General features: G+C 44.5%; 30 protein-coding genes. 18 read left to right on the forward strand and 12 right to left on the reverse strand.

What is annotated here, in order from left to right:
• Positions 1-68 precede the first annotated feature (68 nt).
• The 7 genes from SporoP33_RS10150 to SporoP33_RS10180 all read left to right on the forward strand — a co-directional run bounded on the left by SporoP33_RS10150 (position 69) and on the right by SporoP33_RS10180 (position 4820).
• Positions 69-1100 (forward strand): ABC transporter permease, encoded by a 1032-nt coding sequence (locus tag SporoP33_RS10150; RefSeq protein WP_081243589.1) that lies wholly within the window; start codon positions 69-71, stop codon positions 1098-1100.
• A gap of 1 nt (position 1101) precedes the next feature.
• Positions 1102-1779 (forward strand): ABC transporter ATP-binding protein, encoded by a 678-nt coding sequence (locus tag SporoP33_RS10155; RefSeq protein WP_081243590.1) that lies wholly within the window; start codon positions 1102-1104, stop codon positions 1777-1779.
• 147 nt (positions 1780-1926) lie between these two features.
• The gene (locus SporoP33_RS10160; RefSeq protein ID WP_081243591.1) at positions 1927-2556 is read left to right on the forward strand and encodes an alpha/beta hydrolase; all 630 of its coding nucleotides are present in this window, start codon (positions 1927-1929) and stop codon (positions 2554-2556) included.
• Positions 2557-3152: 596 nt separating this feature from the next.
• The gene (locus tag SporoP33_RS10165; RefSeq protein WP_081243592.1) at positions 3153-3629 is read left to right on the forward strand and encodes a DUF2975 domain-containing protein; all 477 of its coding nucleotides are present in this window, start codon (positions 3153-3155) and stop codon (positions 3627-3629) included.
• A 9-nt stretch (positions 3630-3638) separates the two neighbouring features.
• Entirely contained in the window at positions 3639-3860 is a 222-nt protein-coding gene (locus SporoP33_RS10170; protein WP_081243593.1) for a helix-turn-helix domain-containing protein, read from the forward strand.
• Positions 3861-4089: 229 nt separating this feature from the next.
• A complete protein-coding gene (locus SporoP33_RS10175; protein WP_081243594.1) occupies positions 4090-4530 on the forward strand; it encodes a hypothetical protein in 441 nt (146 codons plus the stop codon).
• Between the two features lie 35 nt (positions 4531-4565).
• Positions 4566-4820, forward strand: a complete 255-nt coding sequence (locus SporoP33_RS10180) for a hypothetical protein (RefSeq protein ID WP_081243595.1) — start codon at positions 4566-4568, stop codon at positions 4818-4820.
• Between the two features lie 712 nt (positions 4821-5532).
• Here SporoP33_RS10180 and SporoP33_RS10190 read toward each other — a convergent pair.
• The 3 genes from SporoP33_RS10190 to SporoP33_RS10200 form a co-directional block, all read right to left on the reverse strand.
• Positions 5533-6438, reverse strand: a complete 906-nt coding sequence (locus SporoP33_RS10190) for an EamA family transporter (RefSeq protein WP_081243597.1) — start codon at positions 6436-6438, stop codon at positions 5533-5535.
• A 161-nt stretch (positions 6439-6599) separates the two neighbouring features.
• Positions 6600-6839: a hypothetical protein gene (locus SporoP33_RS10195; RefSeq protein WP_081243598.1), complete on the reverse strand. Its 240-nt coding sequence runs from the start codon at positions 6837-6839 to the stop codon at positions 6600-6602.
• Positions 6840-6855: 16 nt separating this feature from the next.
• On the reverse strand, positions 6856-7155 hold the full coding sequence (locus SporoP33_RS10200) for a DUF3243 domain-containing protein (RefSeq protein ID WP_081244830.1): 300 nt from the start codon (positions 7153-7155) through the stop codon (positions 6856-6858).
• Positions 7156-7324: 169 nt separating this feature from the next.
• On the opposite strand from SporoP33_RS10200, the gene SporoP33_RS10205 reads away from it, so the two are divergent.
• Entirely contained in the window at positions 7325-7795 is a 471-nt protein-coding gene (locus SporoP33_RS10205; RefSeq protein ID WP_081243599.1) for a general stress protein, read from the forward strand.
• Positions 7796-7879: 84 nt separating this feature from the next.
• Here SporoP33_RS10205 and SporoP33_RS10210 read toward each other — a convergent pair whose 3' ends face one another.
• Complete coding sequence (locus tag SporoP33_RS10210) at positions 7880-8092, reverse strand: CsbD family protein (protein ID WP_081243600.1); 213 nt, start codon at positions 8090-8092, stop codon at positions 7880-7882.
• Between the two features lie 182 nt (positions 8093-8274).
• Positions 8275-8397 carry a hypothetical protein gene (locus SporoP33_RS16470; protein WP_255363014.1) on the reverse strand — a complete coding sequence of 41 codons (123 nt, stop codon included), beginning with the start codon at positions 8395-8397 and terminating at the stop codon, positions 8275-8277.
• 145 nt (positions 8398-8542) lie between these two features.
• On the opposite strand from SporoP33_RS16470, the gene SporoP33_RS10215 reads away from it, so the two are divergent.
• Entirely contained in the window at positions 8543-9742 is a 1200-nt protein-coding gene (locus SporoP33_RS10215; protein WP_081243601.1) for an MFS transporter, read from the forward strand.
• Positions 9743-9785: 43 nt separating this feature from the next.
• Here SporoP33_RS10215 and SporoP33_RS10220 read toward each other — a convergent pair whose 3' ends face one another.
• Positions 9786-11345 (reverse strand): SLC13 family permease, encoded by a 1560-nt coding sequence (locus SporoP33_RS10220; RefSeq protein ID WP_369821977.1) that lies wholly within the window; start codon positions 11343-11345, stop codon positions 9786-9788.
• A gap of 347 nt (positions 11346-11692) precedes the next feature.
• Here SporoP33_RS10220 and SporoP33_RS10225 point away from each other — a divergent pair, with 347 nt between their 5' ends.
• A complete protein-coding gene (locus tag SporoP33_RS10225) occupies positions 11693-12772 on the forward strand; it encodes an AI-2E family transporter (protein WP_081243602.1) in 1080 nt (359 codons plus the stop codon).
• Positions 12773-12865: 93 nt separating this feature from the next.
• Positions 12866-13147: a hypothetical protein gene (locus SporoP33_RS10230; protein WP_081243603.1), complete on the forward strand. Its 282-nt coding sequence runs from the start codon at positions 12866-12868 to the stop codon at positions 13145-13147.
• Positions 13148-13186: 39 nt separating this feature from the next.
• Here SporoP33_RS10230 and SporoP33_RS10235 read toward each other — a convergent pair whose 3' ends face one another.
• Entirely contained in the window at positions 13187-13774 is a 588-nt protein-coding gene (locus tag SporoP33_RS10235) for a hypothetical protein (RefSeq protein WP_231293231.1), read from the reverse strand.
• A 227-nt stretch (positions 13775-14001) separates the two neighbouring features.
• Here SporoP33_RS10235 and SporoP33_RS10240 point away from each other — a divergent pair, with 227 nt between their 5' ends.
• The 4 genes from SporoP33_RS10240 (at position 14002) to SporoP33_RS10255 (ending at position 17730) form a co-directional block, all read left to right on the forward strand.
• The gene (locus tag SporoP33_RS10240) at positions 14002-14820 is read left to right on the forward strand and encodes an ABC transporter permease (RefSeq protein ID WP_081243604.1); all 819 of its coding nucleotides are present in this window, start codon (positions 14002-14004) and stop codon (positions 14818-14820) included.
• 5 nt (positions 14821-14825) lie between these two features.
• The gene (locus SporoP33_RS10245) at positions 14826-15605 is read left to right on the forward strand and encodes an ABC transporter ATP-binding protein (protein ID WP_081243605.1); all 780 of its coding nucleotides are present in this window, start codon (positions 14826-14828) and stop codon (positions 15603-15605) included.
• 32 nt (positions 15606-15637) lie between these two features.
• Positions 15638-16708 carry an ABC transporter substrate-binding protein gene (locus SporoP33_RS10250; RefSeq protein WP_081244832.1) on the forward strand — a complete coding sequence of 357 codons (1071 nt, stop codon included), beginning with the start codon at positions 15638-15640 and terminating at the stop codon, positions 16706-16708.
• A gap of 128 nt (positions 16709-16836) precedes the next feature.
• Positions 16837-17730, forward strand: coding sequence for a DMT family transporter (locus SporoP33_RS10255; RefSeq protein WP_081243606.1), 894 nt, complete (start codon positions 16837-16839; stop codon positions 17728-17730).
• 53 nt (positions 17731-17783) lie between these two features.
• Here SporoP33_RS10255 and SporoP33_RS10260 read toward each other — a convergent pair whose 3' ends face one another.
• From SporoP33_RS10260 to hutG, 4 genes are all read right to left on the reverse strand, one after another.
• On the reverse strand, positions 17784-18737 hold the full coding sequence (locus SporoP33_RS10260) for a DMT family transporter (protein WP_081243607.1): 954 nt from the start codon (positions 18735-18737) through the stop codon (positions 17784-17786).
• 4 nt (positions 18738-18741) lie between these two features.
• A complete protein-coding gene (gene pepT / locus SporoP33_RS10265; RefSeq protein WP_081243608.1) occupies positions 18742-19968 on the reverse strand; it encodes a peptidase T in 1227 nt (408 codons plus the stop codon).
• A 207-nt stretch (positions 19969-20175) separates the two neighbouring features.
• On the reverse strand, positions 20176-21366 hold the full coding sequence (gene gltS / locus SporoP33_RS10270) for a sodium/glutamate symporter (protein WP_081243609.1): 1191 nt from the start codon (positions 21364-21366) through the stop codon (positions 20176-20178).
• Positions 21363-22322, reverse strand: a complete 960-nt coding sequence (gene hutG, locus SporoP33_RS10275; RefSeq protein ID WP_081243610.1) for a formimidoylglutamase — start codon at positions 22320-22322, stop codon at positions 21363-21365. The genes gltS and hutG overlap by 4 nt, the downstream gene beginning before the upstream one ends.
• Positions 22323-22435: 113 nt before the next feature.
• Between hutG and SporoP33_RS10280 the strand changes: the two genes are divergently transcribed.
• Both SporoP33_RS10280 and SporoP33_RS10285 read left to right on the forward strand, forming a co-directional pair.
• A complete protein-coding gene (locus tag SporoP33_RS10280) occupies positions 22436-23356 on the forward strand; it encodes a LysR family transcriptional regulator (RefSeq protein WP_081243611.1) in 921 nt (306 codons plus the stop codon).
• Entirely contained in the window at positions 23349-24227 is an 879-nt protein-coding gene (locus SporoP33_RS10285) for a DMT family transporter (RefSeq protein WP_081243612.1), read from the forward strand. The genes SporoP33_RS10280 and SporoP33_RS10285 overlap by 8 nt, the downstream gene beginning before the upstream one ends.
• A 135-nt stretch (positions 24228-24362) precedes the next feature.
• Here SporoP33_RS10285 and SporoP33_RS10290 read toward each other — a convergent pair whose 3' ends face one another.
• Entirely contained in the window at positions 24363-24593 is a 231-nt protein-coding gene (locus SporoP33_RS10290; RefSeq protein ID WP_231293232.1) for a DUF2187 family protein, read from the reverse strand.
• A gap of 286 nt (positions 24594-24879) precedes the next feature.
• On the opposite strand from SporoP33_RS10290, the gene SporoP33_RS10295 reads away from it, so the two are divergent.
• Positions 24880-25143 carry a metal-sensitive transcriptional regulator gene (locus tag SporoP33_RS10295; protein ID WP_081243614.1) on the forward strand — a complete coding sequence of 88 codons (264 nt, stop codon included), beginning with the start codon at positions 24880-24882 and terminating at the stop codon, positions 25141-25143.
• The last annotated feature ends 34 nt before the right edge of the window (positions 25144-25177 follow it).

A 25177-nucleotide genomic window follows, 5' to 3' on the forward strand; every position in this document is an offset into this window, starting at 1 on the left:
CTGTTCATTCTCTGTTCATCTTCACAAGGTAAGATGGAGACATAGAGAAAAACACGGAGGCGGTCAGCATGAAAATTGCATGGAAAGAAATGAAGAAAAGTAAAGCTAAATTTTTGATTCTCGGATCGATCATCTTCCTCGTCAGCTTTTTGACATTTATCATTTCGGGACTGGCGAACGGATTATCACAGGATAACGCAGCGCTGATTAAAAACTTGCCGCAAGGACAATTTTATTTAGATAAAGAGGCCAATCAAACATATAATTTATCGAAAATAGATGGAGATATTCAGAAGCAAATACTGATAGATAATCCGCAGGCAACAGCATTTTCTGTACAGATGGGCTTCGTCAATGATGCAGAAGACAAACAGCATAGTGTTGCATTTGTGGCATCCGCCGGCTCGAAACTTTTCGAAGAGGTTACACCAGGTGAAATTATTCTGGACAGTACTCTTCAAGACGAAGGCATCAAAGTTGGTGACGTACTGACTAACAATCAATTCAGCGGTGAATTTATCGTCAAGGGCTTTGTGGATCAGCAGAAATACAGTCACGCGCCCGCAGCGTTCATTCATAAGACGAACTATCAGGAAATTTACCGTGTAATGGAAATACAGACGATTTTCATTCCGGGTACAGATACACCGGTGCTCAGTGCGCTCGATTCGTTTTCGAATAAAGAGTTCCTGAATGCAATTCCGAGTTACAGTGCGGAGCAGATGTCATTAAATATGATCATCTGGTTCCTGGTCATTATCAGCGGTATGCTGTTTGCAATTTTCTTCTACATGATGAACGTTCAGAAAATTGGTCTGTACGGTATATTGAAAGCTATTGGAATGAAAACCACTTCACTATTCAAGATGATTTGGTATCAGATGCTAGTCATTACCGCTATTTCACTTGCGCTCTCCATTGTGATCAGCCAGGGATTTAATTTCATTGCACCTGAAGGCATGCCGTTTCACTTAACGATGGATACGATATGGATGCTGTCTGCGGTATTTATAGTTGTCGGATTTATCGGAGCAACTATTTCAGGATTCCAAATCAAAAAAATTGAACCGCTTCAGGCGATTCAGCAAGGAGAGATGTAATATGTACGTCTTTACTATTGATAAAGTGAAAAAAACATTTTCTAATGGAGAAGTCGAAGAAGAAATATTAAAAGGTGTAAACTTATCATTAAAAGAAGGGGAAATTACCGCACTGATCGGTCCTTCAGGGTCCGGCAAGTCAACGATCCTGACTATTGCGGCAGGACTGCAAAAAGCATCCGGCGGTGAAATCCTGTTTGAAGGAAAAGACATGACAAAGATGAGTCAAGAAGAAATCCGTCAAATACGCGCCTCAGATTTTGGCTTCGTGTTTCAGTCTTCTCATCTCGTTCCATTTTTGACTGCAGAAGAACAATTACAGCTGATGCTGGACGTATCCGAAATGAATTTAAGTAAAAAAGAACAGGGCAAAGCTATAGATGAGATGCTGCAGCTAGTCGGAATGGAACACCGAAAAGATGCATACCCTGCTTCGCTGTCGGGAGGCGAACGTCAGCGTGTGGCGATTGCGAGGGCTATCATTCACCGCCCGAAAATTTTATTTGCGGATGAACCGACTGCCAGTCTGGATACGAAGCGTTCAAAAGGTGTGATGGAATTGTTGCAGGAACTGACACGCGCATTGAACTTGACGACATTAATGGTGACACATGACGAAGAGATGCTGCCGTATGTAGACCGGGTTATTACGATGAGGGATGGTTATATAGTGGAGTAAATAATCGCAGGTTTGTCTGTCAGCGTGAAGCAGAAGCAGGAAGAACAGGAAAGAAATAAACGAGTCAGGGCCTCTGCCGCTTAAAGTGGCAGGCGTTTCTTTCTATGGTAAACTAGTGAAACAAAGAATAAAAAGGGGAGAATGACCATGCGATCACCGTTTACATTCACACACACAGCGCCGGCAGCTGCAGACGGAAAACAACCCGCACTGTTTTTGCTTCATGGAATGGGCAGCCATGAAGGAGATTTGCCGCAGCTGGTAAGTGACTTTAAAGAAACTCATCATATTTTCAGTTTGCGCGGCCCTGTTGTACATCCGCCGGGTTATGCATTTTTCACGATAGAGGAGGAAGGCAAGCCGGATCGCCAAGTGTTCGATAAGATCCTTGTCTATATCCAGTCTTTCATCCGAGAAGCTATTCAGGAATATAATCTGGACTCCGAACGTTTAACGGTCATCGGCTTCAGTCAGGGAGCAGTGCTTGCACAAGCGCTGGGCTTAACATTGATCCCTGCCCTGCAAGGCGTAGTGGCACTGAGCGGTTATGTGCCTGAATTCGTTAAGAGTGACTATGCAAAGCAGTCCGTAGAAAAACAGCAAGTATTTATTTCACACGGCGATTATGATTACATTGTTCCATCCCAGTGGGGAGCAGAAAGCAAGGACTATTTCGAGTCGCTCGGTGCGAACGTTACATTTAAGACCTACACTGACGGACACGGCGTGACGCCCGAGAATCAGCAGGACTTGGTTGAGTTTTTACGGACACTGTAAGGAATGACCGGATAAAAAAGGCAAAGATGACCCTGCCCGCTGCAGTAAGCGGCCGGTTTAGCAATAATACAAACAAACATGACCTGATAAATATAGTAACGGGTTCAGTGCACCGTGCACGAATAAAAAGCATAGAAATCGGGACGCAATTCGCAGACGAGTTTGCGTCCCTATTTCTATTGTTTCACCAACAGGCAAATGCCGGATATTGATAAATTGGCATCACAATTGCGCTGCTGTTAAGCTTGTTGATTAGTGGCTGGAATAACGTCATTGTAAATAGTTTTGAAACAATAGAAAACGTTGAAGTGGAAATGGTGTTTTATGGTAAAGAAGATTAAGAAAGAATGGTTTGATCGACAAATGTGCCACTTAATAGAATAAGGCTCAGTGAGCTAACTTAGTAACGTTATTTAAACAAGTTAAAAATTGAATAGTTTAAAGTGAGAAGCATTTCTTTTAATAAGGGTGCTTTTAATTTTGTATAATAATTAATTTTATTACGACAACTAGTAATTGAATTACAGTATATTTTTATTGTAAAACAATAAATTTACTGCTAAAATAAAAATAATTATAAATTGTGAGGTGCTTTTATGAAGCGTGGAACAACACTAATTTTAAAGGTGGCAGTTCTTCTTATTGGAATACCAGTTCTTGCTTTTTGTCTAATTGGTTTGCCTTGGTTAGTTAAGAATCCAGCAAATGCCGAGTATGCCAATATGCTGTATCCAATTGTAAGCATTATGTATGTATCAGCGGTACCGTATTTTATTGCGTTGTTTCAGGCATTCCGCCTTTTAAGCTTTATTGATGAGAATAATGCGTTTTCTAGTATTTCTGTAAGAGCTTTAAAGAAAATAAAGTATTGTGCAATCTCAATCAGTATTTTGTATATGGTGGGCATGCCTTTCTTTTTCCTATTAGGTGATAAAGATGACGCTCCTGGTATCGTCCTAATCGGATTGGTTATTATATTTGCTTCAATGGTCGTTTCAGTTTTTTCTGCTGTTCTTCAAAAACTTTTAAGAGATGCGATAGATATAAAATCTGAAAATGATTTAACGGTCTGAGGTGATGATATGACGATTATAATCCATATTGATGTGATGTTGGCTAAAAGGAAAATGAGCGTAACGGAACTTTCGGAGAGGGTTGGAATAACAATGGCTAACCTTTCTATATTAAAAAATGGAAAGGCAAAAGCGATTCGATTATCAACTTTAGATGCCATCTGTAAGGCTTTAGATTGTCAGCCAGGGGATATTCTTGAATATCAATGTGAAACTGACGATAAAGTCTGATTGTACTAGGTTGATTAAAGTAAATGTTGTAGGCTGATAATCTAGAGGGCTTACTCCCAGTGAAACGTTGAAAAGGAAAATAGTTTTGAGAGTAGCGACTGAGATAACTTCAAAGGCTTACCTATCACTATAAGAAGGATTATGCTTCAATCAGGCGGGTTTATTGTAAAATATATTAATTAAATTATGGATCATAGAAACAAAGTACTCGTGGAGTGAGGTGAATTAAATGCGGTTACCTATGTATATTACAGGTATAGCAAATCACAATATTGATTTAAAGAAGATGGATGGATACTTATTTAAAAAGTTAGGATACGAAATTGCCAGGAAATTTCATGGTGAAGTAATTGGTTATATTTTACCTAGGTATCCGTTGAATTATTTCCGCCTAGATATAAAGACAGGTGAAAATATAATGTCCATTTTACTTCATGAATACTTTCCTTACGTTGCCACCGCTTCATATAGAAATGAACTTCAAATACAATATTTTGATTCTGAAGATGTAATAAATGAATTACGACCATACTATACAGTTTTAGAAATGGCATTTCTAAACGAAGCCTTTAATCCCGATTTTCATGACTTATCAGAGAGTGAATTAAAAAACGTGAAATATTGGAGACCAAATACAAACGGAGAAGTTATTTTTAATTGTTGGGATTAGCATGAAGATAAAGCAGATTTATATGAATACAAAACATGAAAGGATTTTTTTGGATAGGTCAAGAAGTTTTTCTTGTACTTGTCATAGATTTCATATCTTGGTATTATTCATTATCATTTTTTAGCATTCATCAAAGTTTTACATATTATCCCGACTCGGAAACCAAAAATAAGAATAAAGAAGTTTTGGCTGTTTCTTTTGAAGACGCAGAAAATGTTGTTACCGGAACACCTCAAATCCTTATTGACCCTAATACCTATAAAGTAATCGGCTACATGCCAACTGAATAAGTAATTTTTATTCATAAAGCGGATGCGTTTACAGAATAACATTCGAAGTGCTTATTTAGTTGATCGGAGCGGAGGAAGCGGCAGAGACCGTGCTCTCGGACGCGTCTGAGAGTAGCGCAGATCAACGGTTTTTAGCCGCTGCCCCATCGCCGGGCTATCTAAACATTGACGAGCTGGCCAAGCGGAATCTTGCGATTATCGGGAAGTGAAGTGGAAATAGTGTTTTATGATAAAGTAGATTATGAAAGAATGGTTTATTCAATTATCGGGCCAGATGGTCAAACATACAGAAAATAACAAGTTTGTAGATTTTCCAAAGAAATTGGTTATTGGAAATGAGATGCTCTTGACAAGTCGTTGTAAAGATAGTGTACGGTTTAGGATTCTCCCTGCAGAAACGGACGCTTTCCTGAGGGGGCGCGGCGGACTCGCCAGAAGTGCGTTGGCGATTACGCCCGTCACCCTGATCCTCCAGGAGTCGCCGGTTCTTCCGGGAGAATCCTTGAGTTTGTGTCCGCAGGTCAGTTAGTGTTCGTCCAGAAATTGGAGTATGGTAAGTGACTCTATCTGCGCGGTGTGGTTGGAGCTATGGATTGCCTGACTGAATGGACAAGTCTACTCGGCTTTCACTACTTGCAGAGGGCTATCAAACTGTATTATGTACACTAAGTCCAGTTGCAGCGCAGATCAACGGTTTTCAGCCGCTGACCCGTCATTCCGCACGTTTCAACAGCGCTCTTCTCTTCAACGCAAACCGCTGCAGCACGGCAGGCCATGTCATGCCGAACAGTACTAGGAAAATGCCGAGAAACTGCAGCGGCGTCAGTCTTTCACCAAGCAAAAGCATGGATGCTATAATGGCAACCGGCAATTCCATGGCACTCAAAATAGAAGACATGCCTGCTCCGACTTTCGGTACACCGACGGAGAACAGGAAAATAGGAAGGACAATACCGAACACGCCTAAAATAGCACCGTACAGCCATAAACCTTCACCCAGCTTCCCATTCCACAAAATCTCGGGCGACTGGAAAAACGTAATGGCAATCGCCGCGTAAAACGACACCAGAAATAACCGGGTCACGACATCCATGCCTGGCACCGGCTTTTGATTCGCGGCCACAAACGCTGCGAAGCTGAACGCCGCCGCAATTCCCCATGCCCAGCCCTGCCACGGAATACCGCTGACATCCGCATCGATCAGACCTGCGGCTAAAATAGTTCCTCCGAACAAAAACACAAGTGATACAACTTCAGATGGTTTGGGAAGACGCCTGGATCCGATGCACTCATACAGCATCCCGATCCACGTGAACTGAAACAGCAGCACGACAGCCAAAGAAGCGGGCATATACTCCACGGATTTCCCGTATACTGTACCGGTAATTGCTGTGAATAAACCTGCCGTTAGGACGGGAAAACTGCCGCGGAAGGAAGGCATACCGCGTTTTACTATGACAAAAATAATTAGAGCTAATAGGAAGCCTGTATAGTATTGACTTGTCACCGCTTCTGAAGCAGTAAAGCCAGAATGGATTGCCAATTTAATAATTGTTGATAAAATTCCGTAACAAGCTGCACCAATGACGACAAGCAGCGGATACATCCATAGTTTCATGCAGATTCCCCTCATTTCTATCGGATACTAGTATATCATGGAACCTCTTTTAAAAATGGGAGAATAATTTGCGCATTTCCCGGGAAATATCGACAGCGACTGTGGTAAAACGGGGAAAAGCCGTACAGTGAATAAAACACTGTACAGCTTTTATCTGAAATTTATCGTGGCGCACCATAATCGGTTGACGGGCTGCCGCCGCTGTATCGGGGGGAGTGGTTGATTTTTTCTTTCATGAGGTCTTTTCGCTGATCAGGCAAAGAAATGGAGTCGACTGTTTGCATATCTTCATGCAAATCGAACAGACTAACGGTATTGGTCCGTAAATTTTCGGGATGTTTCTGGATTAACCGATACGTATTCGGATCGTATTTCGGCCCTGAATTTCCTTTAACCGCCAAATTCCATCGCCTCCTCTTATGCTTGGCGCACCATCTTCAGCAGCATATGTGCCAGTGAATGCTGCTCTTCTTTAGAGCCTGAATCCCATAGCTCCTGCAATAAATACTGCTCACGGTTTCTCGGCTCTTCGTGGCGTGATAAGTAATTTGCAATGAATTCCGTTGTCTTTGCCAGCTGCTCATCGCTAAGACCCAAATTCTCACCTTTTTGCACTTTATCAGCCAAATAGCCCTTGAAATGATTGAAGTTCTGCAGGATCTGCTCTTTCTTTTCCTCGCCTAGATTTGAAATTTCAGATTCCACTTTGTTTGTCATTTTCACTGATCGACCACTCCTTTTCCTGTTGATACCGATAGCTTGTGCAGGAAAAGTAAAAGTATGTGCTTTGAAAATGGATACACGCCGTCAGATAGGATGTGTGAAAACAGGTGCTGCTGGGTAATAGTAAAGAATAGCGCTAGCTAAAAAGGGAGGTGCAAGTTTAATGAATAAAAAATATGCAGGCACATTTCATTCAGTGGATAACGTCTTATATAAAATAACGGAGCTTGAAGCACAAGGCTTTAAAAAGCAGCATATATGTGCAGTCTCCAATGTGCTGGACGACCTGAAGGTTTTAGAAAGTGATGCCGAAATTGAATTGATCGGTATTCAGGACGGGTCTTTGTGGGATCATACCCGCAGATTGTTTAACAGTAAAGATGAAATGCTGACTATCTTTATTAAAATGGGATTCACCAAGCAAGAAGCAAAGAATTTTTATAATGAGTTAAAAGAAGGCGGTATTGCATTATTTGTAGATAATCTGACGGAAGAAGAGCTTGGACAGTCAGTAAACCTGCATGACAGCGCCGGTCAGCAAACAAACAGCGGAGAACGTTTGGATAATGAGTTGGATGCGGATACAGATCGTCCCATTCCAAACAGTCCGCGGATAGGAACAGATCAGTTATGAAAAAGAAGGATCTTCCATCTGAGTGGAAGATCCTTCTTTTTGAATAGAAAAGTCTGCTGAATCATCTGCAGGCTTGTCAATTGATTATGGGTTTTCGCTGCGTGCTTCCGTATCGCTGAAATGCTCTTTTGCTTCCCCAATTTTTTCTTGGGCAGCACCTTTTGCTTTGTCCAGCTTACCTTCAACTTGCATTTTTGTGTTATCTGTCAGATCGCCTACAGCGTCTTTAACGCTTCCTTTGGCTTTGTTAGCCATACCTTTTAGTTTATCTTCTGTACCGTGGTCTTTGTTATTCATGTAATCTCCTCCGTTTCATTTGTTACTATATAAATACCCATTTTGATCAGGAGAAAACCTTTGAACTAGTGACGGAATTATTACAGTTTCAAGTAACTTCTCTTTGATTAAAACTTACATAAAAAGAAAAAGCCGGAACCCTAAAGCTCCGGCTTTTTGGAGTGCATAACAAATGTCAGGCATTACGGAGTACTGTTCTTCCCTGAAAGTTGACTAATCTGCTCCATCAGCTTTTCCCGTGACTGCTTATTTCGCATGAGGTATAGTGCACCAAGTTCGACAGCTGTCATCGCCATTTTGTTCATTTGTCCAACACCTCCAAAAAGTAGGATGGCTTTTCGCGTAGATAATATACGGAAAATCTCAACATATGCATTACTAATTCCTGTTAAACCGCTTTCGTAGTGATATAATTTCATTATTCGTATTATTAGAACTGGAAGTGTCTTCATGAATTTACAAGCAAAATCAACAATTGGCGAGCTGAGATTTTGGCGTATTGTTATAGGACTGGGCATTGCTTCAGTGCAGATCTTTGCGGCAATGTACGCGGTACAGCCTTTGCTGCCAATTTTAACAAAGCAATTTAATGTATCGGTATCCACTGCCAGTTTAGCTATGTCTGTCAATACAGTGGGTCTGATTATCGGCTTAATCGTTCTCGGGTTTTATTCTGACAGGCTCGGCAGATCAAATTTTGTCAAAGTATCTGTATTGGCAACCGCACTTTTATTCATTCCTATGTTATTGGCTCAGTCATTCACTGTCATTCTTGTGCTGCGTTTTGTACAAGGTTTTGCAATGGCTGGCGTGTTGGCTGCTGCCCTCGCGTATATCAATGAAGAGATTAATGAGCGGGTTGTGGGCGTGGCAACCGCGCTGTATATTTCATTTAACAGCACAGGCGGGATGATTGGCCGTATTGTAACGGGATATTTGGCAGAACGCTGGTCGTGGGAGCTGTCACTTCAGCTGTTGACGGTCACGGGTGTGGCGGTATTTGTCTTTCTGCTGTTTGTTTTGCCAAAGTCTGTTCATTTCGAGCCAAGTGTAGAGACGATGAAGAAAGACATGGAAGGTTTTGGCATTCACTTAAAGAATCCGGCATTGCTGATTGTTTTTGGGCTCGGCATTGTACTGCAGCTGAGCTTCACGGGCATGTGGACGTTTCTTCCATTCCATTTGACGGCTGCGCCATTCTTGCTGACGCTCGACGAAATATCATACATTTATTTTGCTTATGCATTCGCAATAATCGGCTCACCGCTTGCCGGATCCATAGCCGGAAAAATATCGATGGATCAAGTCCGCTTTACAGGAGTCCTTCTGTTGGCGGCGGGCTGTCTGCTTACGATTTCGTCGAACTTACCGCTGATTGTTATCGGCTATTGCGCCATCTGTTTTGGCTTTTTCTCTGCCCATTCCTTAACGGCCGCATCTGTCAGTAAAGAAGCAACACATCACAAAGGAAGTGCTTCCAGCCTGTACCTCGTTTCTTATTATGTCGGTATGGCGGCAGGAAGTACGCTGGTGACCCCTCTTTGGCAGTTCGCAGGGTGGACCAGCCTTGCTGTGTTTTCGGCAGTTGTGCCTGTCGTCTATGTTCTGCTCATACGGTTACGGCGAAAAATACTGAGTAAAGCGCAGTAAATAAAAATCAGGTGTCCGAGCGAACCCGGGCACCTGATTTGTTTTATCCTTTAAATACTTCCGGTATTGTCTGTAAATCGATTCCCCACAGTAAAGGGAGGAGGAAATAAATACAGAGCGTCACCAGCACAACTCCGACAATATTGAGCGCGAATCCGGCTTTTGCCATATCAGGAATCCGCAGATAACCTGACCCGAAAACGACCGCGTTCGGCGGGGTGGCAACCGGCAGCATGAACGCACAAGATGCTGCTACACCTGCCGCGATCATCAATGCATACGGGTGGAACCCAAGAGCAAGTGCCAATGAAGCCATGATTGGGTACATCATGGAAGCTGTTGCTGTATTTGACGTGATCTCTGTCAGGAAAATGACCAGTGTCGCAACGATCAAAATAATGACAATGAGCGGAACACCTTTCAGTCCAATCAGCTGTGCTCCGATCCATTCAGACAGACCGCTGCTGACAAAACCGGCTGCGATGGCAAGCCCGCCTCCAAACAGAAGCAGGATACCCCATGGTAATTTTACTGCTGTATTCCAATCCAGCAAGTGATCGCCTTTTTTATTAACAGAAGGGATGATGAATAAAATCATAGCAAACGCAATCGCAATGACGCCGTCACTCAAGCCGTCAATAAACTTTGACAGGAAGAATGAACGCGTAATCCATGAAAAGGCAGCCAGGGCGAAGACGATGAAGACTATCACTTCTTCAATCGAAGGGCGTCCAAGCATTTTCTTTTCTTTATCGATGACTTCGCGTCCGCCCGGTAATGTCTTTACCGGTGATTTATAGACAATCTTCACCAAATACCACCACGTAAGCAAAATGAATACCCAGGCAAATGGCACACCGAATAACATCCATTTGCCGAATGACAGCTCGATGCCGTAAATTTTATTGATAGCACCGGCAAGCAATGTATTTGGCGGCGTACCGATCAATGTCGCAATCCCGCCCAGTGAAGCCGAATAGGCAATACCAAGCATCAATGCTTTACCGAATCCAAAATTTTCTTTTGATGTGTCGATAGATGTATCATCCTTCAACGCGACAGTTACTTGTGTAATGATCGCCAGACCGATCGGCACCATCATCATGGCTGTTGCAGTATTGGAAATCCACATAGACAGAAATCCGGTCGCTACCATGAAACCGAGAACGATTTTGTCCATGTTTGTTCCGATGGCAGAAATAATTGTCAGTGCAATCCGACGGTGCAAATTCCATTTCTCCAAGGCAAGTGCAATCATAAATCCGCCCATAAATAAGAAAACCGTTTCATCGCCATAAGAAGACGCCGTATCCTTCATTTCCAGCCCGCCTGTCAGCGGAAACAGTATGAGCGGCAGCAGTGAAGCAACCGGAATCGGAATGGCTTCCGTAATCCACCACACTGCAATCCATACGGTACTGGCTAAAATAGCGATACCCGCCGCAGACAAGTCGGCAGGTTTGAAGAACAGTAAAATCAGGGAAAAGAGTAACGGTCCCAGCAGCAGCCCAATGAGCTGTGTAGCTGAATAACTGCGGGAGTCTCTTCCCCCTCCTTCATGATTCACGCCAATCTTTTTTCCGCCCTGTCCGCCCTTTACCATTTCGGAAGAATCAGGTGCAGTGAAAAAGCGGAAGACATCTTTCACCTGATCATGTAATGACCATAGACGATTCCAAGTCTGTTGTCACATTAAGATCCCTTCGTTTCTACGTTGTATTTCTTGAAGAATAGATATTCTTTCCAAGACAGAACCATTTTACCGAGTAAATACGGCCAGGACAAGAGGAATTGAGATTTTTTCGCATAGTTAGACAATTATTGTTACAATACAGTGTAAAATTCTCGAATTATTGTATATCAAACGGCTAATGGAAATTTCGACACGGACGGCTCAACCGCGTATAATAACAATAACCGTGTATAGTTAAAAAGAGGGGAAGTGAGCATTTGACGAAAAAGGTATGGTTCCAGACAGGAATTGGTATATTGCTGGCACTGCTGATCACGAAATACTTTTTAGAAGTAAATTATATTTTTAGGCCTGTTGGCGTCATTTTACAAACTATTATTCTGCCTTTGATTTTCGGGGGCTTACTTTTTTACATGACAGTTCCTATTCAGAAGTTTTTAGAGAAAAAGGGACTGCCAAGATGGGGAAGTATCATAACAGTTATCTTGATTTTGGTGGCAGTTGTTTGGATTTTAATCGCAATTATTGGCCCGATTATATCGAAAGAAGTGAATAATCTCGTAGATAATGGGCCTGCGCTTACCAAACAGCTCGAACAGCTGAAAAACGAAGCGCTGAATCAGAAGGATAATTTGCCGGATGGCTTACAGGACTCGCTGAATTCAGCATTTGAATCTGTACAAACCTTTGCGGTGAAGTTCGGCAAATGGTTCGTGCAATTTGTTCAGTCATTTGTACAGGCAGTCGTTTTACTTTTACTGGTTCCGTTTTTCTTCTTCTTTATGCTGAAGGATCATGAAAAGTTCGCGCCAAAAATCTATAATCTGTTCTCGGGAAAACGCCGTTTATGGATCAAGAAGACATTGGAAGATATTGATCAGGTATTGCGCTCTTACATTCAGGGTCAATTGCTGATCAGTGCTATTCTAGCGAGCATTATCTTAATAGGTTATTGGATTATCGGGCTGGAATACGCATTGCTGCTGGCTATTCTCGCGCTCTTTATGAACCTCATACCGTTCATCGGGCCGTGGATTGCCGTAGCGCCTGCTTTGCTTATTGGGTATCTGCAAGATCCGAAGCTAGTTATTTGGGTAGGTGTCGTTACTTTGGTCGCACAGCAAATAGACAGTAACCTCATCACACCGAACGTAATGGGAAAATCACTTGACATACATCCGCTGACTGTTATTACGGTCTTGCTCGTAGCGGGAAGTCTGGCCGGATTCCTGGGTATTTTAGTTGCCGTGCCTGCCTATGCAGTCGGTAAAGTGATTGTGCAGAACATTTATGAAATGCGGAGGGAAATTCAACGGGCCGCGACGAAGGAAGTATAGCGCGGGTGCCTCTCAGTTTTTGGACTGGGAGGTTTTTTAACGGATAAATAAAAGCAAAATGCACATCCTAACAAAAAAGAAAGGGTGTAGCAGATGCTGACGGAATTCCCTGTAATCCATACAAATGTGTGGGATGCTATGTGGGCAGTGCCGGTCGTACTGGCAGCAGTATTACTGGCAAAATGGTTGTTCAAGGTGCGTCCTACCTGGCTTTCTACAGTAGCTACCGTAGTTGCACTCGGCTTGTCCATATTCATCAGTCATCCGAAAAATTTATCTGCAGGAATCTTTATGGGGTTTTTCTACAGCGGGGCGGCAATGGGTGTGATCTATTCAACCAAACAATCATTTCTTGCTTATCGCAGCAAACAATAAACAGGCCTTCGCATTCAATGCGGACGGGCCTGTTTATTTTTAGTCTATTGGACAAAAACCACAGCGCATTAGGCCTGGAACGTCTTTTGAGAAGCAGCAGGTTTTGCGCACAGTGGTATTCAGTAAAGCAGATGGTTCCGAACCGTTCAAATAACCCGCAAAGCGCGAGTGATTGGCGATGCCTGTCCATATGGTGTCGTCTTTTAGTGTGTTCAAATCATCCCTCGCTTCCATTTCCGTAGCCGGATCAGACAACAGCACATGGTATTGCCATAGCCAGAATCCAAAGATATTTTCCCACAAGGTGAGCGGAGAAACGGGGGCAGCTGTGCGCAAAGACGTGATCGCGGCATGTGCATCATTCAGCAAACGCTTAATATGTGCCTGCCGTTCCCCGTCATCGACCATTTCCCAGTCGTCTGCATCTGCAAAAGTACTAATTGTCCTGTTTCCGAATTCCTCCAATGCACCGAAATGAAGGTTTTCCGGTGAGCCGTTCCATATTTCATCATAAGCCGCCAGATTATAGAGCTGCATGGCGAAGAACATGCCCAGCCGCCGCATGAAATAGGAAGCGGCCACTACTTCATTCGGACTCTGGCTGACAGTCTGTGCGACTTGTACCACGTTTTGTATCTTAGAAAGGTCCAGAACGTCTGAGAGCGTGAAAACGGGGTGTTCAGGTGTTGTCAGATAGATACTGTAACTATTCAATTCTCTGATTTGATCTGCTGTAAGTGTAGTCATAGTTTCAGTATAGTCAAACAGGCACTTGGAAACAACCGGCATGCGGCAGAAGCCCAACCAATTTACTAGGCCTTTACATACTATAGGCAGTGAAGAGGTGGTGAAGAGTGGAAACTCAACAATTGGCCCGTGATGAGTCATTTGAGGTGGAACAGAGGGAATGGAAGCGGCGTCAGCGCAAGGAGCGCGGCAAGCAGCTGCTGACGATTGTGTCCCCCATTTTTCTGCTGGTGCTGTGGGAAGTGCTGTCCAGAACAGGTGTCTTAGACATTCGATTTTTCCCTCCGCCCAGTACGATTGTGCAAACCTTTTTCGACATGATTGCGAGCGGTATGATGGCGAAGCACGTAGGCGTATCACTGTATCGGATTTTCATCGGATTTTTGGCGGGTGTCATTCCCGGTGTAATTATTGGTTTGCTGATGGGATTGTATTCGCCGATTCGGCATTTCGTACAGCCGATTGTCATGGCACTTATGCCGATTCCAACTTTGGCATTATTGCCGATTATTATTATTTTATTCGGTATTGGGGATCTGTCGAAAGTAGTGACGATTGCGGGAAGTGTGTTTTTCCCGGTAGTGATTAATACGGCAGCCGGTGTGCTCAATATTGATAAAATTTATCTGGATGTCGCCAATAACTACCAGACAAACCGGTGGAATTTCTTCTTTAAAATTGCTCTTCCAGGTGCATTGCCCGTCATGCTGGAAGGGATTCAGATGGGGCAGGCGATTGCGCTGCTGACCATTGTCGCGGCAGAGATGATGGGGGCCACTTCCGGAATCGGTTATTTAATCTGGACGTCATACAAGGCCTTTTTATTGCCTGAAATGTACGTCGGCTTAATTCTTATCTCGTTTTTTGGTTATTTATTTTCTATTATGCTGCGCGCGCTTCAAAATAAGTTACTGCCTTGGAGGTGAAAGAAATGGAGGGGACGCCAAAAATTACGGTGGATGGTCTGATGAAAGCTTTTTATAAGAAGCAGGGCAGTGTGGTGGCGCTTGAGAATATTTCCATGACAGTGCAAGAAGGCGAGTTTGTTTGTCTGGTCGGACCGAGCGGGTGCGGTAAGACGACCTTGCTGCGTATTTTGGCTGGGCTGGAACAGCCGAGTGTCGGCAGTTTTACGATTGCGACAGAGAATGAGGACCGCCCTTTGCAGTCGATGGTGTTTCAGGAGCGCGGTGTTATTCCGTGGCTGACTGTCCGGGAAAATGTGGCGTTCGGACTGAAGATGCGCAACTTGCCGAAAGCATTTATTGACGAGCGTACGGACTTTTATTTGAAAAAGACAGGATTAGAGCGTTTTTCTTCACTGTATCCGAAAGAATTATCCGGCGGAATGAAGCAGAGGGTAAGTATTGCGCGGGCATTCGCAAATGATCCGGAGATTCTGCTGATGGATGAACCGTTTGGGGCGCTGGATGAACAAAATCGATTCATTTTACAGGAAGAGCTATTAAGCATTTGGGCAGAGACGAAGAAGACGGTGCTGTTCATTACACACAGTATCGATGAAGCGTTGCTGCTGAGTGACCGGATATTATTAATGGGAGCACAGCCAGGGAAAATTATAGAGGAGATTATCATCGACAAGCCGCGGCCGCGTCAAATTGAAGATATCCGCAAAGATCCCGAAATGGCGGCGAAATTTATTGAAATCTGGCATCATCTGCAAGAAGAAGTACTGAAATCTAGGGAGTAAATGATAAAAGGAGAGATGACGTGGGGAAGTGGATGAAAAAAGCGGGCTTGTTCAGTGTGTTATCAATTGTTCTGATGATGGGTGCTTGTTCACCGAAAGAAGTAGTGAAGCCTGTAACGGGCAATGAAAAACCGGCGTCGGGTGATCTGGCTCCCCTCGAGAAGCAGGCGAAAGTATTTATTGCGGAAGACGGGGCGGCTTCCGGAGCGGGCTTCTATATTGCTAAAGAAAAAGGTTATTTTGAAGACTATAATATACGTGTCGACTTCGCAGATTTTGCGAACAGCGATGATATGCTACCGGCACTGGCGGCGGGAGAAGTGGATATTGCGGGCGGTGTTTCCACTGCATCTTTCTTTAACGCCATTGCACAAGGAATAGATGTCCGGATTATTGCAGATAAAGGCCACAACATGCCGGGTAAATCCTACTTCAGCTTCGTCATCGGTAATCACATGAAAGATCAGATTAAAGAATACAGTGACTTCAAAGGGAAGAAAATTGCCGTCTCATCCCGAAACTCGATAGACGGCTACATTTACCAAGAAATGCTGAAGCACGCGGGCCTAACAGAAGACGATGTAGAATATGTTCATATAGCTGACTTCGGTGCGATGCTTGGAGCGGTGGATTCAGGAACTGTCGATGCTGCACTGAATATCGAGCCGCTTATTGCGCAGGGAATCAGTAAAGGTTTCCACGTACGATTTGGAGACACAACCGATTATGCGCCTGAATCACAGATTGCGATGGTATTGGCTTCACCGCAGTTCATGGCGAATAAAGATTTATCACTGCGCTTCATGGCTGCCTATCTGAAGGGCGTGCGTGACTATAATGATGCGTTCTTTAAGAACAAAGATAAACAAGAAATCATCGATATTATGGTGAAACATACGGCACTGAAAGATCCTGAACTGTGGGAAAGAGTTTTTGTTACGGGACTTGATCCAAACGGCAAAATGTTCATTGACGATATCAAGAAGCAATATGAAACGTATAAAGCAAACGGAGCAATCCGCGGGGAAATTGATTTCGATAAATCGGTCGATCCGTCACTTGTAGAGCGCACCATTAAAGAAATCGGTCTGTATGAAGAATAACACTCAGTTCCTGCTTCGATGGTGAAGCAGGAGCTTTTTTTGTTATCGAAATATTGTGAGGTTACTGTATTTGACAAGAATTTCATGCTAAACTAATACGACTGATTAGCGGAAGCATGGTGAATAAAATGAAAAAATACATAGGTGAAATAGGCTTGACAGTGACCGCTGTCATTTGGGGAAGCGGCTTTGTGATGAGTGCGCTCGCATTGGATTACTATACGCCGTATCAAATTTTGGCGGTTCGATTTACAATCGGCGCATTACTGCTCGGGCTTGTGTTCCGTAAACGTCTGCACGATATGGACCGTGCTGTTTTGTGGAAAGGTGCCTTGCTCGGTGCCTTGCTTTATGCGGCGTTTGCGCTGCAGACAGTAGGCCTGCAGTTTACGACGCCTTCGAAGAATGCTTTTTTGACAGGCGTCAATGTAGTAATTGTCCCTTTTATTGCATTTGTTTTATATAAACGCAGACTGGATACGTTGGAGTTATTCGGAGCGGTGCTGGCGCTGATCGGAGTAGCGGTATTATCGCTGCAATGGTCGTCAAGCATCAATGTGGGGGATTTGCTGACACTTGGCTGTGCGGTGCTGTTTGCATTTCATATTTTCTACACAGCACGATTTGTCCGTTCGGAAGATCCGATTTTGCTGACATTGCTGCAAATGGCTTTCGCAGCAGTCATCGGGTGCCTGACGGTCCTTGGACTGGGCGAAACTTCATTTTCCATGGACCCCGCAGCGTTAAGTTCCGTAGTCTATTTGGCCGTTTTCTCCACGACACTTGCTTTTTTAATGCAAACAGTGGGACAGAAACATCTGTCGGAGACAAAAGCAGCGATTATTTTATCGACAGAATCGGTTTGGGGTATGATTTTTTCTGTAGCCCTTGCATATGAAATTCTGACGTTCCGAATGTTTCTCGGCGCGCTCATCATTTTCATTGCAATTTTATTGTCTGAAGTCAGACCGCAGCTTCTGAAAAAGCGTATCCCGCGGCAAATTCATGAACCTAAAATATAAACAGGGTTGTCCGGCAGATCAATTATTGATCAGCGGGCAACCCTGTTTTCTGTTCAGCCGTGTTTTGCAGCGAGTGACGTCTGATAACTGTGCAGTGACATACCGCCGATAATCACCAGCACTCCGGTTAATGAAAGTACGCCAGGCAATGGCAGGCCAAGCAATAGCATCTCACCGAGCATTGCGAAGAGCAGTTCAACAGACTGTGTGGCTTCCACTGCCGCAAGTTTGCCCTGATCGTGCTGCACCATATCGGTTGCCATGAAAAAGAGCGATGTCGCAATGACACCTGAACTTACCGCAACAATCAATGACTGCACAACCTGACTGGCAGAAGGTAAGCCGACTGTCGCCCATGCATAGAGCGCCAAGAGAAGCCAGACCGGGATAGTCATCAGCGTCATCGCCAGCACACGCTGAAACATGTCCAGTCTGCCGCCGACCAGTTTCATCATTTTCCGGTTGCCGAGCGGATATGCGAAGGCCGCAACGATAAGCGGCAATATGCCGAGCAAAATAATTTGCGCGGATACAGTGCTTGCATGAGGAATCTGTATCAGCACAACACCGGCTAAGATAACCAATGAAATCATCAAAGATATTGCGGGAATACGGTGGCGGAGTGTCTGGATTTCACCGCTTTCCGTTTTTACCTGGAACGTAAAGAAAGGAGCGAGCAGTACGCCTGCAACGATTGTCATTTGCCATGTTCCCGCAACGAGCCAACCGGGACTGTACCCCGCAGCAAATGTCAGCGGTCCATAGAATAATACAAATGCCACGAAACTCCAGATGAAAAAAAGCCGGGGTGCCGCCGTCATTTCACGTTTCATTCCTGGCAGCCCGCCGCGCATGGCGACAATGGCAATCAGAAACGGCACCATGAAGAAATAGCGCAGCGATGCACTCCACATCCAGCTGCCCCCGTCAAGCTCCATCGACCGGTTCAACACGAAGGTGACAGCAAAGAAGAGGGCAGATAAGATGCCAATTCCAATTGCTTTCATTTGCTTATCCGCGCTGCTCTTGGAGCTTCAGCGCTTCGATGATCACTTGCGTTGCCTTCACCATATTATCTGCTGAAATAAATTCATATTTGCCGTGGTAATTTTCACCGCCCGTGAAAATGTTCGGTGTCGGCATACCCATATAGGAAAGTTGGGAACCGTCAGTACCGCCGCGGATCGGTTCAATTTTCGGCTCAATATCCAGACTGCGGTAAACATCGGCCATCACATCCACAATTTCCATAACCGGTGTAATTTTTTCGCCCATATTGAAGTATTGATCTGTGACCGTCAGTTCTACGGCCTGCTCTCCGTACTTGTCCTGAAGCTGCTGGGCAGCGGTCCGGAAAAGCTCTTTCCTGGCTTCAAACGCATCCCGGTCAAAGTCACGGATAATGTACTGATATGTTGTTTTCTCTACAGAGCCATGCGCTTCCATCAGATGGATGAAGCCTTCATACTGCTCCGTCTCCTGCGGAATTTCATGCGGAGGCATCGCTTCCTGGAATTCAGCCGCAATCAGTAAAGAATTGACCATTTTGCCTTTTGCGGTTCCGGGATGAACGTTTGTGCCGTGGAATGTTATTTCCGCACCGGCCGCGTTGAAGCTCTCATACTGTAATTCACCGAGCGGTCCGCCGTCCATTGTGTAGGCGAACTCTGCACCGAATCGCTCGACGTCAAATTTATGCGGTCCGCGCCCGATTTCCTCGTCTGGCGTGAAGCCGACGCGTACTTTGCCGTGTTTGATTTCCGGGTGCTCGGCCAGATACTGCATCGCTGTCATGATTTCTGTAATACCGGCTTTATCATCTGCACCAAGCAGCGTTGTGCCGTCTGTTGTGATCAGCGTGTGCCCAACATAGTTGCGAAGCTCGGGAAACGCTTGCACACTCATGATTGTTGTGTCGTTGAGTGATATGTCTGTTCCGTCATAGTGATCGATGCGCTGCGGCTTGACGTTTTTGCCGGTATAGTCAGTGGCTGTGTCGACATGCGCCAGAAAGCCGACCGTCGGAAGCTTTTTGTCAGTGTTGGCGGGCAGTGTGCCGAACAAGTAACCATTTTCGTCCAACGAAATTTCCTCAAGTCCGATTTCTGCCATTTCTTTTTCAAGCATATGCAGCAGATCCCACTGTCCGGCAGTTGACGGCGTAGTTTCAGAAGTTGCATCTGATTGTGTGTCGATTTTAGCGTAACGAATGAATCGTTCAATCAATTGTTCTTTCATGCAGCAAGCTCCTCTCCAGTATGCGAATTTCTGTTTTCATTTTAACAGAAAGGTGTGCCAATTACGCTTAAAACGAATAAAAAAAGAACCGGAATATCCGGTTCTTTGTAAGTGAAAGAAGCTCTTTGCTGTTTATTGAAAACAGAGTAGTAATTGCTGTTGATCGGCCGCTGCACTGAAGCTGCCAGTTCTTTGTCGTTCCTGCCATTACGTAAAGATATTAATGGTTGTAATGATGATCGGCATCGAGACGACGTCTATGAGGAAGGCGCCGACGATGGGCACGATCAGAAACGCTTTGCGTGACGGGCCGTAGCGAGCCGTAACCGCAGCCATATTCGCCATGGCATTCGGGGTCGCACCCAGGCCGTGTCCTGCGAAACCGGCAATCATGACTGCTGCGTCGTAGTCTTTGCCGAGAATGCGGAATAAGACAAAAATCGCGAACAGTACGACGAAAAGTACTTGTACAAATACGATCACCAGCAATGGAAGCGCCAAATCTGCCACTTCCCATAGCTTGATGCTCATTAACGCCATGGACAGGAAAATACCGAGCGATACATCGCCGATTAGGTTGATGCTTGTCATATGGACTGCATCTTCCTTCACGCGGTCAACGATATTCCGGACAATCACCGCAACAAACATTGCGCCGACGTAACCCGGCATGACAAACCCAGTAGCGTTTGAGAATAAATCACCGATAAATGTGCCGCCTGCGATACAAAGCGTAATCAGTAATGTCTGTATTATGAAGTTGTCTGTATTGATCGGCTTTTCAAGTGATTCTACAGAATAAGCTTCTTCATGTTCAACTTCTGTGGATTTCAAATCATATTTATTAATCAGGTATTTTACGATAGGTCCGCCTACCAGTCCGCCTGCCACAAGTCCGAAAGTAGCTGCGGCAATCCCGATGGACAATGCCGAATCGATGCCGAGTTCCTGCAGTGTCTGACCGTAGGCTGTTGCTCCGCCGTGTCCGCCTTCCATGGATACAGCGCCTGCCATCATCCCGATTAATGGATGAAGATTAAATAAATAAGACATTGAAACACCGATAACGTTCTGTGCCAATGCCAGGAAACCGCACGCGACCCAGTAGATGATCAATAGCTTTCCGCCCAGACGAATCAGACGGAAGCTGGCACCCAGACCGACTGTCGTGAAAAACGTCAGCATGAATAAGTTTTGCAGCGAAGTATCCAATGTGAAACTCAGTAAATCAAAGTATTTCAAAATTGTCGCCAAAATTGCGAATAGTAATCCGCCGACCACAGGGGCCGGGATACAGAACTTCTGGAGAAAGCCGATTTTACGTACTAACATCGTCCCCAAGGTCAGAAGTGCCAACGCAAGAAACAGCGTGGTTATTTGATTCAGCTCAATTGTCATGTGATTCGACCTCCCAGCAATGCATAGATTGCTTCATTTGTTAGATAGGCCCCGAGTTTGACCGTTTGATTATGCTGGTCAAGTGACGGGTTTATTTCTGAAATGTCGAATGAAAGGGTTTTCTTATGCGATGCAGCGGTTTGAATGAACGAACGCACGGTCAACGGATCCAATCCGAATGGAGACGGCGCACTTACACCGGGAGCAAATGCAGAATTCAGGACATCAGAGCACAATGTTAGCAAAACAGCATCTTGTTTTTCAATGAATAACTGTATTTTTTCTAATGTCTCGTTCAAAGGCCTCGACATAATTTCTTGTTCCATGACATATGTCACGCCTTTTTTATCGGCTTCTGCAAATAATGTATCTGTATTTCCAAACTCTTGAATGCCAAGGACCAAGTAGTCAACATTCATATCTGCATCAAGCATTTGTTTGAACATCGTACCTGAAGAAGGCTGTTCATCGTAACTGCGCAGATCAAAATGTGCATCGATATTAATGACACCGAGCTTCGCATCCGGGCCTAAAAATTCGCGCACTCCGAGATAATGGCCATATACAGTTTCATGCCCGCCGCCTAAAATGACAGGTTTGGCGTGACGTTGAAGACTTCTTTTGACGACTGCGCCAAGTTCAGCTTGTGCATGTTCTAATTGACCGTCAGTACATACGACAGTGCCCACATCAACCAGGTCACAGTCAGCGGGCAGGCGCCACGGCAATTTAGCGAGTTCACTGCGCAAAGCATCCGGTCCTTCGGCAGCACCGAGTCTGCCGTTATTTCGACGTACACCTTCTTCGGAAGAAAATCCGATCAGTGCACAGGTTTTATTGATAGCGCTTTCTTTTAGCTCGGAAAGTTGGACAATTTGGTGCATACGGAATGCGGTTCTATCGGTCTTACTGTCCGTACGGCCGGACCAGAACTTTTCATTTGTTTGAATTAACAATATACTTCACCCTTTCCCGCATGATACTCTTACTATAATGGTTTTGATTTATTAATTCTAATACATCTTTTTCATATATTCATGCATTCAGGCTATAGATAGGGGTGGAATAAATGGAATTCAAGCAACTGCAATATTTTGTAATGGTCGTGCAGCAATCCAGTTTTTCGGAAGCGGCCAAAAAACTTCATCTGTCACAGCCCTCGCTCAGTAAAGCAATTAAAAACTTGGAAGCAGAAATAGGGTTCCGTTTGCTGGAGCGGACTACGAAACATATCCGGCTCACGGAATCGGGCCAAGTGATTTATGAGCGCGCACTGCAGATTCTTAATGAAACAGATATTTTGCAGCAGGAAATTAAAGAAGTAAAGTGGACAGGCAGCGGCATTGTGCAAGTCGGCATGATTGAGTCTGTAAAGAATTGGATTCCTGCGGTGCTGCATGCATACCAGAAGGAGTTTCCTTCGATGAGAGTGAAATTAATAGAAGTATTGAGCCGGGAAGATGTTGAGCGAGCGCTCCGTCAGTATTCGGTTCATGCTTGTTTGACAAACCAGTACATCGACGCCCCGGATATTCATTCGATTCCGCTTTATAACGAACAGCTCGCGGTCATTATGCATCCTGATCACCGGCTGGCTGGCCAGGAATCCATTACGCTGGCTGACCTGGAAGACGAGACGTTTATTGTCACGAGTGTGGGTTTGCAGACGAGACAGGATATATTCACTGCCTTCGCAGAAGAAGGAGTTCCGATGACTATTCGTTATGAAGTGGAACGATTCGAAACGATTGTGGAGCTGGTGAGGGCAAATATTGGAGTGTCGATTATTCCGAGGAATTACTTTTCCGATCGGCCGGACCCGTCCATAGTAATTAAAACGACGAACTCCAAAACGCTGACGCGTACTGTATATATCACCTATTTAAAAAACCGCTACATGTCTCCTGCAATTGAAGTGCTGATACGGCGCCTGAAGACTCCATTTATCACTCCTTCACAGCGGACGGAAAGGGAGGAGCGGGATGAATAAAATTCTATTTGGGCTTTTGGTTGTCATTACGACGGCATTGATGGGGTCCTCATTTGCAGTAGGTAAAATTGGGCTGGAATATTCTTCACCGCTGCTATTGGTAGCACTGCGGTTTTCCATTGCGGGCGCGATTATGGCGGTGATTGTAAAGATAATGAAAAAGCCGCATCCAAAAACGATCGGGGAGTGGAAGTGGCTCGTGCTGATAGGGTCACTGCAGACCGCTGCGGTCATGGGCTGTATCTTTATCGCGCTCCGTACGATTACGTCTGGTGAAACATCTATTCTGACATTCACCAACCCGCTGCTTGTAGTAGTCATCGGAACACTTGTATTGAAGATCCGTTATCGTCTGCAGCAGTGGGTTGGTGTCATTTGCGGTCTGTTTGGTGTGTTCATCACAATGGGCGGGCACTTGGACTTGAAAATCGGTACAGTATTAGGGTTTCTTTCTGCAGTAGCCTGGGCTTGTGCAACACTTCTCGTCAAAGTGCATGGCCACCGTTTCGATACGTGGGTAATGACAGCGTATCAAATGCTGTTTGGCGGATTGATTTTATTCGCCGCGAGTTATGTACTGGAAGAACCGTTTTTTGAAGTGAATGCGCTGTCACTGGCAATTCTCGGGTGGCTGGCGATTGCTGCATCAATTGTACAATTTTCTATTTGGTTTTATTTACTGCAGACAGGAAATCCGGAACGGACGAGTGCATTTTTGTTTTTGGCACCGTTTTTCGGCACATTATCCGGCTGGGTGTTATTGAACGAGAGATTGTCGATGAGTTTAATCTTTGGCGGTATGCTTATCAGTTTGGGTATTTTCCTTGTAAACTGGCGCAGCAAGAAAGAGTTAAGCCGTTTGTCTAGTTGACTTGCCACAGACGGCGGCAGCCATCAAGTTCAATGAAGGAAGATTGTTTTATACTCTCTGGCATGCTCATGAAAGAGTATAACTAGCACGCAAAAAAATAGCCCTGCATATAGCTGCAGGGCATAAAAACATAGATTATTGTACCTTGTAATTTTTGTGTGCAACGACAGTCATATTGGAAGCTGCTCCAATTTGCTCTGCGTCTGCTTCGGAAATTTTCACAATGACAGAGTTTTCAAGAATTTTGAAGATAGTTCCGGAAACTTCATGTTCATTACGGTTGAAAGATATGACTTCGTCTACATATCGTGAGGCCACAAAATCAGAAACTGGACGATCTTTACGTGGGAATGCCAATCGAATCATCTCCTTCGGTAGTAAGAATCTCGTCTGTCACAATATGACATTGAAATCAGACGGAAAGTGTGTACAATAGCTTACTATATCTATTATAACACATTTCGCAAAATATTTCAGAATACTAGAAGTTTGTCAAATGAGCAAGTGTTTTGTCGAATGAATTTCGATAGATTGATTCCCGTACAGTTATGGAGGGAACGTTCGATAGGGCAGTAAACACATGAAAACTTTTCTATTGACATTATACCTTAGGGGGTATATTGTTAAGTTAACACAAAGGAGAGTGAGCGATATGGAATACGATGACAAAGTAAAAAACCGGTTAAAACGTCTTGAGGGGCAAATTAAAGGTGTCTTGCGTATGATGGAAGAGGGGAAAGACTGTAAAGAAGTCATTACCCAATTGTCTGCCAGTCGTTCTGCTATCGACCGCACGATTGGTGTAATTGTGAGTTCCAACTTGATTGCATGCATGGAAAATCTGGACGAGGCCGATGACCGCACACATGAGGCCATAATTAACGAAGCGGTGGATCTTTTGGTAAAGAGTCGATAAGCAACAAATCTTGACTCTTTTTTTTATATAATAT

The organism is Sporosarcina sp. P33, from assembly GCF_002077155.1.
Classification (GTDB): domain Bacteria; phylum Bacillota; class Bacilli; order Bacillales_A; family Planococcaceae; genus Sporosarcina.

Excerpts from the sequence above, each read along its gene's own strand:
- SporoP33_RS10150 (WP_081243589.1), top strand. The coding sequence starts at position 69 with ATGAAAATTGCATGGAAAGAAATGAAGAAAAGTAAAGCTAAATTTTTG.
- SporoP33_RS10155 (WP_081243590.1), top strand. The coding sequence starts at position 1,102 with ATGTACGTCTTTACTATTGATAAAGTGAAAAAAACATTTTCTAATGGA.
- SporoP33_RS10160 (WP_081243591.1), top strand. The coding sequence starts at position 1,927 with ATGCGATCACCGTTTACATTCACACACACAGCGCCGGCAGCTGCAGAC.
- SporoP33_RS10165 (WP_081243592.1), top strand. The coding sequence starts at position 3,153 with ATGAAGCGTGGAACAACACTAATTTTAAAGGTGGCAGTTCTTCTTATT.
- SporoP33_RS10170 (WP_081243593.1), top strand. The coding sequence starts at position 3,639 with ATGACGATTATAATCCATATTGATGTGATGTTGGCTAAAAGGAAAATG.
- SporoP33_RS10175 (WP_081243594.1), top strand. The coding sequence starts at position 4,090 with ATGCGGTTACCTATGTATATTACAGGTATAGCAAATCACAATATTGAT.
- SporoP33_RS10180 (WP_081243595.1), top strand. The coding sequence starts at position 4,566 with ATGAAAGGATTTTTTTGGATAGGTCAAGAAGTTTTTCTTGTACTTGTC.
- SporoP33_RS10190 (WP_081243597.1), bottom strand. The coding sequence starts at position 6,438 with ATGAAACTATGGATGTATCCGCTGCTTGTCGTCATTGGTGCAGCTTGT.
- SporoP33_RS10200 (WP_081244830.1), bottom strand. The coding sequence starts at position 7,155 with ATGACAAACAAAGTGGAATCTGAAATTTCAAATCTAGGCGAGGAAAAG.
- SporoP33_RS10205 (WP_081243599.1), top strand. The coding sequence starts at position 7,325 with ATGAATAAAAAATATGCAGGCACATTTCATTCAGTGGATAACGTCTTA.
- SporoP33_RS10210 (WP_081243600.1), bottom strand. The coding sequence starts at position 8,092 with ATGAATAACAAAGACCACGGTACAGAAGATAAACTAAAAGGTATGGCT.
- SporoP33_RS16470 (WP_255363014.1), bottom strand. The coding sequence starts at position 8,397 with ATGAACAAAATGGCGATGACAGCTGTCGAACTTGGTGCACTATACCTC.
- SporoP33_RS10215 (WP_081243601.1), top strand. The coding sequence starts at position 8,543 with ATGAATTTACAAGCAAAATCAACAATTGGCGAGCTGAGATTTTGGCGT.
- SporoP33_RS10220 (WP_369821977.1), bottom strand. The coding sequence starts at position 11,345 with ATGGTAAAGGGCGGACAGGGCGGAAAAAAGATTGGCGTGAATCATGAA.
- SporoP33_RS10230 (WP_081243603.1), top strand. The coding sequence starts at position 12,866 with ATGCTGACGGAATTCCCTGTAATCCATACAAATGTGTGGGATGCTATG.
- SporoP33_RS10245 (WP_081243605.1), top strand. The coding sequence starts at position 14,826 with ATGGAGGGGACGCCAAAAATTACGGTGGATGGTCTGATGAAAGCTTTT.
- SporoP33_RS10250 (WP_081244832.1), top strand. The coding sequence starts at position 15,638 with ATGAAAAAAGCGGGCTTGTTCAGTGTGTTATCAATTGTTCTGATGATG.
- SporoP33_RS10255 (WP_081243606.1), top strand. The coding sequence starts at position 16,837 with ATGAAAAAATACATAGGTGAAATAGGCTTGACAGTGACCGCTGTCATT.
- SporoP33_RS10260 (WP_081243607.1), bottom strand. The coding sequence starts at position 18,737 with ATGAAAGCAATTGGAATTGGCATCTTATCTGCCCTCTTCTTTGCTGTC.
- pepT (WP_081243608.1), bottom strand. The coding sequence starts at position 19,968 with ATGAAAGAACAATTGATTGAACGATTCATTCGTTACGCTAAAATCGAC.
- gltS (WP_081243609.1), bottom strand. The coding sequence starts at position 21,366 with ATGACAATTGAGCTGAATCAAATAACCACGCTGTTTCTTGCGTTGGCA.
- SporoP33_RS10280 (WP_081243611.1), top strand. The coding sequence starts at position 22,436 with ATGGAATTCAAGCAACTGCAATATTTTGTAATGGTCGTGCAGCAATCC.
- SporoP33_RS10285 (WP_081243612.1), top strand. The coding sequence starts at position 23,349 with ATGAATAAAATTCTATTTGGGCTTTTGGTTGTCATTACGACGGCATTG.
- SporoP33_RS10290 (WP_231293232.1), bottom strand. The coding sequence starts at position 24,593 with ATGATTCGATTGGCATTCCCACGTAAAGATCGTCCAGTTTCTGATTTT.
- SporoP33_RS10295 (WP_081243614.1), top strand. The coding sequence starts at position 24,880 with ATGGAATACGATGACAAAGTAAAAAACCGGTTAAAACGTCTTGAGGGG.